Origin of the sequence: Longicatena sp. 210702-DFI.1.196, from assembly GCF_020563125.1 — a bacterium.
Classification (GTDB): domain Bacteria; phylum Bacillota_I; class Bacilli_A; order Erysipelotrichales; family Erysipelotrichaceae; genus Longicatena; species Longicatena caecimuris.
The window spans coordinates 1-14,590 of the sequence record NZ_JAJCPX010000029.1; the positions used below are offsets into that span (position 1 = coordinate 1).

A 14,590-nucleotide genomic window follows, 5' to 3' on the forward strand; every position below is an offset into this window, starting at 1 on the left:
TCTTGCCAAACGCTTTGGCCGTTATCGTTACCGTTCCTGCTTTCTTACCGGTGACAACACCATTAGAACTTACGGTCGCAATCGATGGTTTACTGCTCTTCCATGTGACCTTGGTACTATACGAAGTCGTGGCCTTTAAGGTGGTTGTCTTACCGCGATAAAGCGATGTACTTCCTGTTACTTTTAAGGATGGCTCTACCACCTTAATCGTTTTTGTAACACTCTTGCCAAACGCTTTGGCCGTTATCGTTACCGTTCCTGCTTTCTTACCGGTGACTACACCATTAGAACTTACGGTCGCAATCAATGGATTACTGCTCATCCATGTAATTGTCGTACTATATGCCGGTATTGCTTTTAATGTCGTTGTTTTACCACGATAAATAGAAGAAGTTGTTGCACTGATCTGAATTGGCTCTTTCACCGTGATGGTACATGTAGCTTTACCACCATTAGCACTTGCACTGATTTTCACCGTACCATTTTTTAGTGTCTTAATTGTTCCATTGCTATCTACACTGGCAATCGTAGGATCACTACTTGTCCAAGATACAGGCTTTTTGTTACTGGATGTCGCTGTTAGCTTAGTTGTTTCCCCACGATACATTGTTTTAGAAATGGCTGATAATTTCACCGTTGGCGTCTTTACAAGCACATTTACCGAAGCCGTCTTTCCATTAGCTGTCTTTGCCGTGATGACTGCACTTCCCGATGCCACTGCGGTAATCGTGCCATTGCTGCTTACCTGTGCAACCTTTGGATTGCTGCTTGTCCATGACAATGCATCGTAAGCACCTGTAGGATACACGCTGGCATTGATTTTTTTGGTCAGTCCTGTTTCAAGTGTTGCAGTAGAAGCTGATAATTGAATGCTTGAAGGAAGTATGACATGCATAGCATCATCGGCAAAACTGCTGATATCTACATCATAAGAAATACCATCCACACTGCCTTTCTCCGTATACTGCCATGCCACTTCTCCATCATAATACGTATTTACATAATTCAATTTAGGACCATACTCGGCAATCCATGAAACATAAGGTAAAATCTTTTCCGAATTAAGTTTCGTTTGTGTATAATAACGACCGGAATAAACTTGAACCTTGCCATGATAACCAGCCTCATTCATATGCGCAATAAAGGTGGCAATGATTTCTTCATATGCCGCAATCGTTGATGGAGTATGGTAGGTAACACCATCTTCTGACCATGTTCCAAAGTTTTCAATATCATAAAAAATTGGATAAGCCAGATTGGAAAGATCCTGTCCCTTTAACATTTCAAGCAATCCTTGTGCCTCAGCATATGCAAAATTCGCATCATACGCATAACTGTATAAATAGAAACCATAAGGAATCCCCAGACGATTACATTCTTTTAAGTTTCGCAAGAACTGTTTATCCATCATTTGGTTCCCATAGCCTACACGTAAGATAACACCATCTACATCGGATGCTTTTACCTTCTCCCAATCAATTACTCCTTCCCATTCTGAAACATCTATGATTTTCTTTGCATTTCCGCCATACAATAAAGTGCCATAGCCATCATAGAATTTCCCTTCTTCCCAATAAGGGTCTGCAACACGGGCAGAACGATACAAATTTCCTTTTTCCATCGTATCTCCCATAGCTACATTCTTCATTGTATTTTTACCTTCAGAAACCGGTTGATAGGTTTCGCCCGTAACAATTTCTATACCATCAAAAGTGGATGTTTTTTCCTGTGTCGTATCAGTAGCCGTTTGTGCGGATACGACCGTCATATTACTAATTAACAAGGCTATCGCTAAACATCCCACAAATAATTTTTTCAACTGCATACCCTCCTTCACCTTTTATTAGAAGTATAACACAAAAAAAGGCAAAAAAGCGCATTGAAAGGAAACCTTAAGAAGTTTAAATCAAACAGAAAATTAGGTAATATTGCGCTAGTATATAATTAAAAAAGGCATTCGCTTCTTTTGCTAATGCCTTATGATCATTTATAAAGTATACCTCATGAAAAATCAGTTGAAATAAACAAACTCATCCGCTAATGCATCCACCGTTGTTACATCATCTGCATATAAAATAGGCACATTTCCTTGATATTCTTCATCATACTCAAGTTTCACCTTAGCGCGAACCTTTACCCACTCTTTCGGCAAAAGCGCATTTGAAGATGCATAGTGTACCAATAAGCCGATAAGCGATGTATCATCTGCACAACAAACCATCGCAAAACGGCCAAATACGAAAGCATTAGGAATATCATCTACATGTGTCGAAATGACTTTTCCTTTCAATTCTACAATTTTGCCATCATATTTTTGCGGATGTTCCATGGCGTCCATATACCATAAGCCATAATCATCATCGCGGATTTGTAAAATATCTGCATGCAGATCAAATGGCATATCCTCTTCGCCAAGTTCCGCGATTTCCCCATTTCTCATTTCATAAATAATCTGTGCGCCTTTATTAATAGCCTTGATATTATTCCGCAAATAGAGTTTCTTGGTATCTTCATCACAACGATTAAAAATAATCGTTTCAGAATGCACCAATTGTTCATAAATCATCGAGCGCATATTGTTTAGATACATTTCAAAGGTAGAGGCATCTACGGTAGAAAGAAGTTGAACCAACAACCAGTCATATGGAAAATCTAACGTATCAAGGAAATTGGTCAGATTCCATATTCCGTTAAATTCAATCATTACACGTTCTGGTTCTATCATGCTATCGCATTTTTTTAAGAATTTATAGGTCAGATCTTCATACTTATCCACAGTGACGATGGCAGTATTGGTCTTTTTCTGAAAATCCTCATCATATTCTTCCATACCTTCTTCACATACCAATAATAGCGTTTTTTCACCCGTATTAAACCCAGGGTCCAGTAAGGTATCTTTGATTAAAGAGGTTTTTCCACTTTCTAAAAAACCGGTAAATAAATATACAGGTACTGTCATAAAGATCTCCTATTCTACATGAAACAGCTGTTTCAGTGCATCTTCATTTAACTTAGAGCCAATGACACAGAATCGTCCGGTATAGGTAGGCGCACCAATACGAATTTCATGTTCTTGAGGTACCATATCAAAATATAGCCATTCCCCTTTATCACTTTCTAACATGCCTTTTGCCCGTAAGATCATTCCATAGGTTTCTTCATCAGCTAATGCGTTTAAGATAGCTGTTAACTCTTCCTGACTGAATTTCTTCACCGTTTCGCTGCCAAAGCTGGTAAAGACATCATCTGCGTGATGGTGATGATGATGTTCATGGTCATGATCGTGGTCGTGTCCACAACTGCAGGTGTGATCATGGTCATGTTCATGATCGTGATGATGATGCTCACCATGTTCGTGATGATGCCCACATTCTGGACAAATTGCACTTTCTTCTAATAATTCTTTCGCCAGATCATCACTTTGTTCCATAGCCTGTAAGATTTCCTTGCCATCAAGTTTTTCCCATGGTGTTGTAATCATATGCGCATGTTCATTCTCATGTCTTAACGCATGAATAACGTCGTGTAGCTTTTCTTCATTTAAGTTTTGCGTACGGCTTAATACAATCGTATTAGCATAAGCAATTTGATTATTGAAGAACTCACCAAAATTTTTCATATACATCTTACACTTCAAAGCATCCGCAACTGTCGTAAAGCTGTTCATCTGCACCTGCATTTCTTCCGCAACGCCGCGCACTGCCTGAATGACATCGGATAGTTTTCCAACGCCACTTGGTTCAATAATAATGCGATCTGGTGTATAGTCTTTAATCACTTTCTTTAATGCTTCGCTGAAGTCACCGACTAATGAACAACAAATGCAGCCGGAATTCATCTCCCGAATTTCCACACCGGCATCCTTTAAAAAGCCGCCATCAATACCGATTTCACCAAACTCATTTTCAATTAAGACGATCTTTTCTTTTCCAAATGCTTCTTGTAACAGTTTCTTTATCAGAGTTGTCTTTCCTGCTCCTAAAAAGCCGGAAATAATATCAATTTTTGTCATAGCTACCTTCCTTTCTATCTTATATACTAGGATTCCCAACATTGGTAAGTATAACACCAGAAAGCCTTTCTGTGAACTACCATTATTGTGATAGATTCATTTGTATCCATTGCACATTTGCTCTTGCAGAAAGGATGTTTATACAATCGTAATAAAAAACCAATGCGATTGCATAGGTTCATTGGCAATTAAAACATCCTTACAATATTAAACAAGAATACTGAGTGATGCATCAAATTTAGTTAGGGTGCAATTCTTAGGCACAATCTTCATCAGATCTTGTTCACGTTGTAATCCTTTAAAATATTCATGTACCGGCAGATATACACCTCCATGAGCTACGATCAAATAATCATGTGTCCTAAGATCTGTGGTAATTTCTTTTAGAAACTCCTGCACACGTTGAAAGAAAGCATCCATTGCTTCTGCATGCGGGCAAGGTAATGCTTGGAAATCCCAAAGGTATGTTGTGATGGTATTCATCTTCTTACCTTCCAAATCACCGAAGCAGCGCTCTTTTAAACGGTCATCATATACGATATCGCACTTTGTGACTTCCTGCAAAATGGCCGCTGTCTGCATGGCCCGCGTTAACGGACTACAAAAAATCTTTTCAATAGATACATCTTTTAATAATCTGCTCGTATCTTTTGCCTGTTGGATACCGATAGCATTTAAAGGAATATCGCTTCTTCCCTGCAATTTTCCTTGCTGATTCCAATCAGTTTGACCATGTCTTACAAAATATAAACTCATATACATCCTTTCCAGAGAAAAGAGCCCTATGGAAAGGCTCATTCACTTATTTCTTTTATATACATCCCCACATGTTCACTACGATGCGCATCACTGGCGGTTATGATGTCCACACCATGTTGCTTCAAAATGTTAAGGAAAGCAGTATTCGTCCCCATATCCTCATGATGATAGCGATAATAAATACCTGTATTATTTTCCATCTGAACATGGTAGCGTTTTGCTAAAGCAGCAATCCGCTCATATATCGGTGTCATATCCATCGTAGGTGTATAATGGAATAACTTTAACTGGTCGGGATGTCCGATTTGCGTAAATAAAGCACTGCATATCATATCTTCCATAATTTCATAATATCGCTGATAAATCGCGTTTGTATCATATTTATCCCATAATATTTCCCGGGAAAATGCTTCCATATCATACAATAAGCCATCAATGGAATGAATGCTTCCAATCAGAAAATCGTAGGGATATTGTTGTAACAAATCTTTTAAAAATGCTTTATCCCTGGGAGCATAACAAACCTCTAAGCCAAATTTTACTTCAATAGGAAGCTGTTTTGACTTCATTTCAGCGATTAAATCAAAGTAGGTTTGTAAAGGCTCTAACTGCTTTTTTTCAAACCATGCTTTTTGTCTGGGATCGGCCTTCTTTAAGGGTTCATACATCGGCGCAAATTCAATAAAGCGATGTGTATGATCCAGTATATGCAAAGTATCTATCCCTTTTGCCACTGCTGCCTCGATAAATTCCATACAGTAATCAGGTGTCAATGGCCCATTTTCTAAATGTGTATGTCCATCAATCATAATGCTCACCCCTTTTTATTTCCATCATTATACTGTTAATAAAAAGAGATTGCAAACCTTTGTTTAGATCATAAACCCTTCTGGTTTCTTAGGAAATGCAATTAATGGATTCTCATGCATATCATAAACAGTGGCATGATCTTCTTCATGATGATGCAAGACATAGCTTTCTTCCAAAAGCATACCGGCTTGTGCCAATGCCCCTATTAAATCCGTGTAAGCATGCAAATCATGATAAGAGGTGCGGATATGTCCTTCCTTATCTTCCAGCATAGAAAGACGAATCTTATTTTCAAATTGACCATTCGCAACCGTAATTAAAAGATCGCCAATACGTCTGGAATAGCGCAGAAAACCATCCGCTGTCTTCTCCTCACAGCGGAAACCAAAATGACACAATTGTGCCAACATATGATCGTGTTTTAATTTCATGAAAAAACTCCTCCAATATTCTTATGATTTACTATATACTATGCAGCCTTTTGCATAGGTTATTCACATCTTATAAAAAATCTTTTGCTATGTTTACTATACAATAGAAATAGTATTCCGACAAGAGGAGTTTCTTGAATTTTAAATGAATTGATGCGTTTTTATTCCATTATCATCAAAAGGATATGCAATTCTCATGACAAACCATAAATGGTTAAGTTGTAGCTTTCTCTTGCAACATGCTCATGATATGATCAAACAACTGTTTACGTAAAATTTTATCACTCATACAGGATATCCGTTTCGTGCTGGTAGCCGAAGCATGCTTACCATATAACATGTATAATGGATAGCTTTGCGTCGTTTCTTCTAATTGTTTGCTTTGCTTCTCATCGCAACAAGTCATATCCTTCATTTCTGCACAAATGGCATGACAGCGTTTTTCGAAGTGTGAATCCTCACTGGCATGAAAAGTGATAAGCAATTTTGTACCTTCTTTATGATAAGTGTCATACAAATGCTGAAATAATGCATGTAGTTTATCTTTTGTTGCATAAGGTAAGGGTAAGATGGAAGCATGGTATTCATATGCAAGTTGTTTTGCTTCTTCATAAAAGTGCCCTTCCTGCAAAAACATAGGAACCACCTGTACCGGTATTGATACATCCTGCAAGAAAGCAAGTAACTTTCTACAAGAAAATACTTCTGTTCGCTCATCGTTTACCTGCGATAAAATTCGCTTTGAAAGATAAGCATAACCAAAAGCCATGGCTGGCTGATGTAAAGATAGTTCTTGTAGCAGCAACGCGATTTCTTCTTGAGCTTTTTCCCCTGTCACACCATGATACACCAAGACACATGCCCTTTGTTGCAGATAAGCCTTTGCTAAAAATTGTAGCAAAGGTAGCTCCATCGTCATCAACTCCTCTAATAATGCATGCTTTTTCACACCATCTTTGACATGTCGCAAAATGGCTGCGCGCAGCGTCTTTAAAGCTTTAAGATATGGTACATGATGTTGTTTAAGCTGTGCATTAAACGATTCTAAGACCTGTTTTGCATAGCAAGGGGAATTCCCTTTGGTAGTGAAGGCAAGAGCATAATAAGCATCCTCTATATAAGACATGGCATGTACATCACTTTGCGAATCAGCTTCCACATTCATAAATAAGACATTTGCCTGTTGGGCAGCCTGACGCACTTTTCCATTCACCTCAGCATCATTGCTTGCTGCCACCACCAAAAAAGCATCAAGAACATCATCTTGTGTAAATGCACGCTTATGACATTGTGCCAAAGCATACAGTTCCTTTAAGATATCTGATGCAACGATGGTTACCTTAGCACCTTCGCGCAAAAATAATTTTGTTTTTCTTAATGCCACATGGCCGCCTCCGACAATCAATACCTTACGATTTTTCAACTCTAGTTGTACACAAAGGCTCATAGACGTTTGACCTTATCTAACGCAAGTGCTATCTTATCTAGTACATAATCTAATTGTTCTTTGGTATGTGCATCGGATAAGAACATGGCCTCATAAGGAGAAGGCGCAAGTAAGATGCCTTCTTCATACAAGGTATGAAAATATGTGGTAAACATATCCTGCGAGCATGTTTTCACTTCATCATAAGAAGATATTGCTGTATCTGTAAAAAACAGCGTTAGTAAAGAACCGCATTGGTGCACTTGGAAAGGTAATCCTTTTTCCTGTAACAATTTTTCTATACCTGTTTTCAGATAATGTCCCTTATCTGCTAACTCTGTGTATAGGTGTGGATGTGTTTTTAAATAGTCTAATAATAGCGTGCCCAGATGCATTGCCAAAGGATTCCCCGATAATGTACCTGCCTGATAGATAGGACCACATGGAGATACACAAGACATAATTTCCTTTTTTCCTCCATAGGCTCCTACCGGAAGGCCGGCACCTATGATCTTACCGAAGCATGCCATATCCGGAGTAATTCCATAATATTGGGCAGCTCCTCCATATGCCAAACGAAAACCGGTAATGACTTCATCAAAGATCAAAACACTGTGATATTCATCACATAGTGCCCGTAAGCCTTCTAAAAAAGAAGCGTTCGCGCCAACGACTCCCATATTACCGGCAACCGGTTCAATGATGACAGCCGCAATATCATCAGGATATTGTTCCATCACTTCTTTAACGGAAGCCAGATCATTATAACGGCACACCAGTGTATGTTTTACCATATCCTCAGGAACACCGGGACTCGTCGGCGTGCCAAAGGTTAAAGCACCGGAGCCGGATTTCACTAACAGACAATCACTGTGCCCGTGATAACACCCTTCAAACTTAATAATCTTATTGCGCTTGGTATAGCCTCTGGCTACGCGAATGGCAGACATGGTTGCTTCTGTACCCGAATTCACCATACGTACCATATCCATACCACGATACGCATCACAGATAAGTTTTGCCAGATGTTCCTCATCCGGTGTACATAAGCCATAGCTGATTCCCTTGCACATGACCTCTTCCATACCATTTACCAATAAGGGATGATTATGTCCTAAAATCATCGGCCCCCAGGAGCAGATAAAATCTAAATAGGCATTTCCATCAACATCATATAGATACGCACCATCTGCATGATCTACAAACAAGGGTATTTCTTTTACATTCGCAAAAGCTCTCACCGGGGAATTCACACCACCCGGTATATAGCGGCAAGCTTTGGCAAACAAGGCCTCACTCTTTTGATGGTTCATGCTCAGCACTCTCCTTTACGAAGTTGCTTTGCAATATCCAAAGCAAAATAGGTGATGATAATATCTGCACCTGCCCGCTTAAAGGCTAGCATGGTTTCATAAATAACTTCTTCCTTTACTAAGCCTTGCGCTACAGCCAACTTCAACATGCTATATTCTCCACTGACATTATATACACATAAAGGTGTCGCAAACTGTTGCTTGGCCATCTTTACGATATCCAAATAGGCCAAAGCCGGTTTCACCATGATGACATCTGCACCCTCTTCAATATCTGCTGCTATCTCACGCATTGCCTCTTCTTGATTGGCATAATCCATCTGATAGCTGCGGCGATCACCAAAGCTTGGGGCAGAATGTGCAGCTTCGCGAAATGGTCCATAATACGAAGAAGCATACTTGGCACTATACCCCATAATCGCAACTTCTTGATAGCCATGTGCATCCAAACATTCTCGAATAGATGCAATGTGACCATCCATCATATCACTTGGCGCAACCATATCAACACCAGCAGCTGCATAACTTAAGGCAATCTTATTTAAATAGGTTAAGGTTACATCATTATCTACATGACCATCTTCACATAAGATGCCACAGTGTCCATGATCTGTATACTCACACATGCAGACATCCGCAATGACATAAAGCATTGGATATTCTTGTTTAATATAAGCAATCGCTTTCTGGATGATGCCATCTTGTGCATATGCACTGCTGCCACAGGCATCCTTATGTAAAGGAATACCAAACAAGATACAGGATAAAACACCCGTTTCTACCATCTCATCTAAAATCTCATGCAAATGATCCAATGAATAATGATACACACCCGGCATTGCTGGAATTACCTGTTTGACATCTGGCTGTTCCGTCACAAAAAGCGGATAAACAAGCTCCTTTGCTGACAATCTGGTTTCTTTCATCATATCACGGATGACACTGTTTTTTCTTAATCTTCGACCTCGATACATGCTCTAGTCCCTTCCTTTCTTTTCATGGTGTAAAATGGCTTTCACAAATTCTTCCATTTCCGCATGTTTCAATGTCGTAATGGAGGTGAATCCTTCTTTTATCAATGCCTGTTTTGTTCTTTCTCCCATTGCATACACCATTTGCTTACGTTGCTTTGTCTGCTTTGCATATTGCTGAACACTAAAAGGACACGTCATTAAAACGCCATCATAATCCTCATCTTGTATTGAATGGGGCAGCTCTTCTATCGTATATAAAGGCACATAACTTACCTTACATTGTGTTTCTAATGTCTTTTGCAAATACGTATTTCCATTTACAGCTTTTGGCAGTAGGATATGATCCTGTTTTTGAACAGATGCTGTTAAAAGCTCTGCCATATGTTTACTGTCATGAATGTTTGGCATCAGATCGGCACATAAGCCATATTGTGCCAAAGCCTTTTTGGTTCCTTTTCCCATGACACAAAGTTTACACTGATAAAGAATACGACTGTCAAAACCTGCCTCCTGCAGCTGTTTCATGAGGATATGCACCACCTGCGCACTAGTAAACACGACATGGGTAAAAGATTGGAATGCTTCTTTTGTCCATGTATGTGCTATCGCTTTACAATACCCACATTGTACTTCCTCGCACCATGCTCCTTGCTCGCGTAATAGCTTTGCTGCTTGATGTTCTTCTTTCTGTACCTTGACTAGCAGATAGCGCTTTTGAAATAATGGTTTTTGTTCATAGAAACAAAGCTTTTCTCTTAGTTTAACTACCTCACCAATCACAATGATGGCAGGAGAAGATAAGGTATCAATGTCTTTTTGATGCAGTTCTGCCAATGTGGTCGTTAACACCTTTTGGCTAGGCATACTGACATGCGAACATATGGCCATTGGCGTAGCCTTCTCCATACCACATGCCAATAATTTTTCCACAAGCTGCATGGCTGAGCGCAAGCCCATCAAAAAAATCAGCGTATCCTTTGTTTTGGCTAGCTCCGCAAAGTTTAAATCGGCAAGGACATCTTTTTGTGAATGTGCGGTATATACGCGAAACCCATTGGTATATCCTCGATGAGTAACCGGAATCCCGGCATATGCCAAACCACCGATAGCAGAAGAAATACCGCAAACAACCTCAAAAGCAATACCTGCCTGTGCTAATGCCAGACCTTCTTCTGCCCCTCTGCCAAATACATAAGGATCTCCGCCTTTTAGACGTACCGTAACAGGATAGGTTCTCCCAGCATCTACAAGCAGTTTTTGAATCATCGCTTGCGGCATCGTATGCTTATGGTTCTCTTTCCCCACGTAAATTAGCTTACAATCTGCTTTGGCATAGGATAATAAGGAAGGATCAATTAAGCGATCATATAGAATACAATCTGCCTCTTCTATACAAGCCTTTCCTTTTAAACTTAATAATGCAGGATCACCACATCCTGCCCCAACCAGATATACTTTATTCATGTGATTGCACCGCCTTTATCAAATACTTCGCTGCTTCAAAGGGAAGCTGCTGTGCGTCTGTTAAAGGACGCCTCCAATGTAGATCACACATCTTACTACAATCCTCATTTCCATAAAGAGCATCAAACACGATTTCCTTTTCCGTGATTTTGCAATGCGCACCAACCGGCGTATGACATCCCCCATCGATTGCCTGTAAAAAGGTGCGTTCTATTTGAATTTCCTGATCAATATGTGTATTCGCCAAAGCATTGATCATGGTTAAAAGCGTGGCATCTTGTTCTTTGACCTCAATGGCCAAAGCCCCTTGTCCACAAGCCGGTATCATAGATGTGTAGGGGAAATATTCATAAGAAATTCCTTGTACTTGCAAACGTTTTAAGCCTGCGGCTGCTAAAACGATGCCATCAAGCTGCTGTTCTTCCATTTTTCTCAATCTGGTATCCACATTCCCCCGTATCCCCACAACAGATATATCCGGACGCAGTTTCATTAGTTGTACCTTACGGCGTTTACTGCCAGTGCCAATTTTCGCCTGAGGTCCTAATTCATGAAACGCTGTCTTGGTACGGGATATAAAAACATCTCGTGCATCTTCGCGAAGAAGCGTTTTAGTAAAACATAATCCTTTGGGTAATTGGGTTGGCATGTCCTTTAAACTATGTACTGCCATATGAATCTTTCCTGCTAACAAAGCTTCTTCTATTTCCTTCACAAAAATGCCCTTGGCATCCATTTGATCTAATGCCACATGCTGTTGAAGATCCCCCTTTGTGGCAATGATCTGTAACGTGAAACTATGCTGGGGATAGGTGTTTTGTAATAAAGTGCGAACTTGTTCACTTTGGGCAAGGGCTAAGGCACTGCCTCTGGTTCCTATGATATATCGCATATGTCATCCTCCTTTAAGAATAGCTGCTCTACCATTGCCGCATATTGTTCCTGATCTTCTTCCTGCAGCTGTTTTAAGGAAAGAATCGGTTCTTTTACCATACGCAAAAAAGAAGTTTCCAGCACTTTCTTCATCATGCGTTCCTCATGTGGCTGTAAAGATAATTTCTGTTTTAATAATTCATACGTATGTTGTGCCTGTTGTTTGCTGTATGTTTGTAAAGAAGCTATCGCTTTGTCAACCTGTACATGGCACAGCCATTCCATTAAAGAATCCACACGCTGTACCATATCCCCATAGGCCAGGCGCATTCTTTTTTGCCGTTCTTTGCTATGCTTATCAGCGATGATTTGCAAATCATCTAGATTACAGAGATGATGATTTTCATCTTTTATGGTCTCATCAATATCCCTGGGAGAAGCCAGATCCATGAGATATTGTTCTTTCTCTGTGAGAGGATACGCTTCTTTTTTAATGATGACATGCGGACTTGCCGTTGCTGAAATGATCATATCACAATCCTTAATACAAGAATATCGTTCTTCAAAAGGTACAATCGGCAGCTTTTCCTTTCCTTCCTGTAATTTTGATGCATGAGCTAAGGTACGACTACATAGCCAAAGATCCGCTTTTACATCCTTAAGATACATAAGCATCAGCTGTGCCATTTCCCCACTTCCGATCAATAGAATTTTCTTCCCTTGCAACGTTGTTTGCTGTGTTAAATATGTATAGGCAAGATAAGCAATCGATGTGGATATTTCGCTGATGCGATATGTCTGTTTTATTTGTTTGATGCAGGAAAAGCAAGTTTGTAAGATGCGATGCAGCTCTTTGCGACATGCTCCTGCCTGATTGGCAAATGCATATGCTGTTTTCATTTGCCCAAGAATCTGATCTTCTCCAAGGATCATAGAATGATAGCCCCCACATACTTCAAACAAATATAGTAGGGCTTCTTTTCCCGTTTTAACAAAGACATCTTCACGAGCAATGGTTTTCGCCATCTTCACAAATAAGGTGATCGCCTGATGCAGCTGTTGCTTTTCTTCATAGACAATATACAACTCACTGCGGTTGCATGTTGTCACACTCATTGCTTGTAGGATTTTGCTATCTAGTAGTTCATCATAAAGCTGTAATTTTTGCGTATCGCTAAAGGATGCCCCTTCACGTTTTTGAATGGAGGTTTTTTGATAACTGATACCGATTACACCAAACTTCATATGTTTACACCTCGCTTTCTACATTATAATAAAATTGAATGTGATATTCAATGAAAGAGGGCATCCATAAATTCTTATGAAGCATCCATAAAAATATCTTATGCTACAGGTGTAGCTTTTTATGTTCTCTGCGAAAAAACAAAGACCTAAAAGATAGCCCAAATTAAGCACCCTAATTCGCCGATATGGTCAAAGATAAAGGAATAATGCAGAAACAAAGGAAACAGGTAAAAAAAGCACTCTTTCTTTATCTAAAAAAGAGTGCCTGCGTATAAAATCCGTAATCCTTATCCGACAAATCCACCATCAACGGATAATACAGCACCTGTGATATAGGATGCCATATCACTGGCCAAAAACAATATCGCATCGGCAATATCTTGCGGTTCGCCTAAACGTTGTAATGGGACATTGGCAGCCATCGCCTGAATGATTGTCTGATCTAACGCCTTTACCATATCGGTACTTGTAATGCCGGGAGCAACGGCATTCACACGTATGCCATCTTTGCCTAACTCTCTGGCTAAGGATTTCGTCATTCCATTCACGGCAAACTTACTCGTTGGATAAGCACTGCCCGAACGCTGTCCATAAAGCGATACCATGGAGCTGACATTGATAATCACACCTTTTCCTTTTTCCTTCATAACCGGTGCAACTAAACGTGATAAACGAAATACTGCATCAACATTAATTTTTAAGACATCCAGAAAATGATCATCATCATAGGCATAAATAGAGGTAGCATCAGATACACCTGCATTATTCACCAAGATATCCACACTGCCAAACTTTTCTGTAACATCCTTTAACATAGCCTGTACTGCCTCAACATCATGCAGATCAGGATGATAGCCTTTAACAGGATACGTATGATCCTCTTCCATCAGCAATGCCATTGCATGATCTACCGTTTCTTGACGTGATCCCAGCATTGCGACCTTTGCGCCATTTTGTAAAAAACTACGCACCGTTTCAAAACCAATACCACGTGTACCTCCGGTTACGATAACTACTTTTTCTCTTAATGATGTAAATTGATCCATAGGTATAAAACCTCCCTTATTTTATAACCAAACTATAGCATATAACCTTTTCTATCACAAACAAAACACAACTCCTATGCAAAAATAAAGACAAAAGATAACCATTGTATAGCTATGGCATAACGATGATCCTATTCATAGGATATGTATCAGATATTGCCCTTATACCGTTTTTCAAACAATCCAAACAAAGAATCCTATTAACCATGTAACCCGTCTGCTTCCTGTAGGTTCCAT

Annotated in this window: 13 protein-coding genes; all 13 read right to left on the reverse strand. The window is 39.7% G+C overall.

The features are described from left to right. A partial coding sequence (locus LI241_RS11490; RefSeq protein WP_227151292.1) for an Ig-like domain-containing protein occupies nt 1–1,819 on the reverse strand: 1,819 nt, incomplete at its 3' end. Nucleotides 1,820–2,011: 192 nt separating this feature from the next. Beyond that, a complete protein-coding gene (locus LI241_RS11495) occupies nt 2,012–2,959 on the reverse strand; it encodes a GTP-binding protein (RefSeq protein WP_227151293.1) in 948 nt (315 codons plus the stop codon). A gap of 9 nt (nt 2,960–2,968) precedes the next feature. Then, nucleotides 2,969–4,012, reverse strand: coding sequence for a CobW family GTP-binding protein (locus LI241_RS11500; protein ID WP_008689919.1), 1,044 nt, complete (start codon nt 4,010–4,012; stop codon nt 2,969–2,971). Nucleotides 4,013–4,219: 207 nt separating this feature from the next. Further along, nucleotides 4,220–4,768 carry a histidine phosphatase family protein gene (locus tag LI241_RS11505; protein WP_017144555.1) on the reverse strand — a complete coding sequence of 183 codons (549 nt, stop codon included), beginning with the start codon at nt 4,766–4,768 and terminating at the stop codon, nt 4,220–4,222. A gap of 38 nt (nt 4,769–4,806) precedes the next feature. Next, nucleotides 4,807–5,580, reverse strand: coding sequence for a histidinol-phosphatase HisJ family protein (locus LI241_RS11510; protein WP_117548399.1), 774 nt, complete (start codon nt 5,578–5,580; stop codon nt 4,807–4,809). A gap of 63 nt (nt 5,581–5,643) precedes the next feature. Next, the gene (locus LI241_RS11515; RefSeq protein WP_008689924.1) at nt 5,644–6,012 is read right to left on the reverse strand and encodes a hypothetical protein; all 369 of its coding nucleotides are present in this window, start codon (nt 6,010–6,012) and stop codon (nt 5,644–5,646) included. Nucleotides 6,013–6,226: 214 nt separating this feature from the next. After that, nucleotides 6,227–7,459 carry a bifunctional precorrin-2 dehydrogenase/sirohydrochlorin ferrochelatase gene (locus LI241_RS11520; RefSeq protein WP_227151294.1) on the reverse strand — a complete coding sequence of 411 codons (1,233 nt, stop codon included), beginning with the start codon at nt 7,457–7,459 and terminating at the stop codon, nt 6,227–6,229. Beyond that, a complete protein-coding gene (gene hemL / locus LI241_RS11525; protein ID WP_008689928.1) occupies nt 7,456–8,751 on the reverse strand; it encodes a glutamate-1-semialdehyde 2,1-aminomutase in 1,296 nt (431 codons plus the stop codon). Before hemL ends, LI241_RS11520 begins: the two co-directional genes overlap by 4 nt. Before the next feature lie 2 nt (nt 8,752–8,753). Further along, the gene (gene hemB / locus LI241_RS11530; RefSeq protein ID WP_008689929.1) at nt 8,754–9,725 is read right to left on the reverse strand and encodes a porphobilinogen synthase; all 972 of its coding nucleotides are present in this window, start codon (nt 9,723–9,725) and stop codon (nt 8,754–8,756) included. A gap of 3 nt (nt 9,726–9,728) precedes the next feature. Continuing rightward, nucleotides 9,729–11,189: a uroporphyrinogen-III C-methyltransferase gene (gene cobA, locus LI241_RS11535; protein WP_008689930.1), complete on the reverse strand. Its 1,461-nt coding sequence runs from the start codon at nt 11,187–11,189 to the stop codon at nt 9,729–9,731. Continuing rightward, on the reverse strand, nt 11,182–12,081 hold the full coding sequence (hemC, locus tag LI241_RS11540) for a hydroxymethylbilane synthase (protein WP_008689931.1): 900 nt from the start codon (nt 12,079–12,081) through the stop codon (nt 11,182–11,184). The genes cobA and hemC overlap by 8 nt, the downstream gene beginning before the upstream one ends. Next, a complete protein-coding gene (hemA, locus tag LI241_RS11545) occupies nt 12,066–13,307 on the reverse strand; it encodes a glutamyl-tRNA reductase (RefSeq protein ID WP_008689932.1) in 1,242 nt (413 codons plus the stop codon). Before hemA ends, hemC begins: the two co-directional genes overlap by 16 nt. A 287-nt stretch (nt 13,308–13,594) precedes the next feature. Next, nucleotides 13,595–14,353, reverse strand: coding sequence for an SDR family NAD(P)-dependent oxidoreductase (locus LI241_RS11550; RefSeq protein ID WP_008689933.1), 759 nt, complete (start codon nt 14,351–14,353; stop codon nt 13,595–13,597). Between the last annotated feature and the right edge of the window lie 237 nt (nt 14,354–14,590).

Excerpts from the sequence above, each read along its gene's own strand:
- cobA (WP_008689930.1), bottom strand. The coding sequence starts at position 11,189 with ATGAATAAAGTATATCTGGTTGGGGCAGGATGTGGTGATCCTGCATTA.
- LI241_RS11505 (WP_017144555.1), bottom strand. The coding sequence starts at position 4,768 with ATGAGTTTATATTTTGTAAGACATGGTCAAACTGATTGGAATCAGCAA.
- hemA (WP_008689932.1), bottom strand. The coding sequence starts at position 13,307 with ATGAAGTTTGGTGTAATCGGTATCAGTTATCAAAAAACCTCCATTCAA.
- hemL (WP_008689928.1), bottom strand. The coding sequence starts at position 8,751 with ATGAACCATCAAAAGAGTGAGGCCTTGTTTGCCAAAGCTTGCCGCTAT.
- hemC (WP_008689931.1), bottom strand. The coding sequence starts at position 12,081 with ATGCGATATATCATAGGAACCAGAGGCAGTGCCTTAGCCCTTGCCCAA.
- LI241_RS11520 (WP_227151294.1), bottom strand. The coding sequence starts at position 7,459 with ATGAGCCTTTGTGTACAACTAGAGTTGAAAAATCGTAAGGTATTGATT.
- LI241_RS11550 (WP_008689933.1), bottom strand. The coding sequence starts at position 14,353 with ATGGATCAATTTACATCATTAAGAGAAAAAGTAGTTATCGTAACCGGA.
- LI241_RS11495 (WP_227151293.1), bottom strand. The coding sequence starts at position 2,959 with ATGACAGTACCTGTATATTTATTTACCGGTTTTTTAGAAAGTGGAAAA.
- LI241_RS11515 (WP_008689924.1), bottom strand. The coding sequence starts at position 6,012 with ATGAAATTAAAACACGATCATATGTTGGCACAATTGTGTCATTTTGGT.
- LI241_RS11510 (WP_117548399.1), bottom strand. The coding sequence starts at position 5,580 with ATGATTGATGGACATACACATTTAGAAAATGGGCCATTGACACCTGAT.
- hemB (WP_008689929.1), bottom strand. The coding sequence starts at position 9,725 with ATGTATCGAGGTCGAAGATTAAGAAAAAACAGTGTCATCCGTGATATG.
- LI241_RS11500 (WP_008689919.1), bottom strand. The coding sequence starts at position 4,012 with ATGACAAAAATTGATATTATTTCCGGCTTTTTAGGAGCAGGAAAGACA.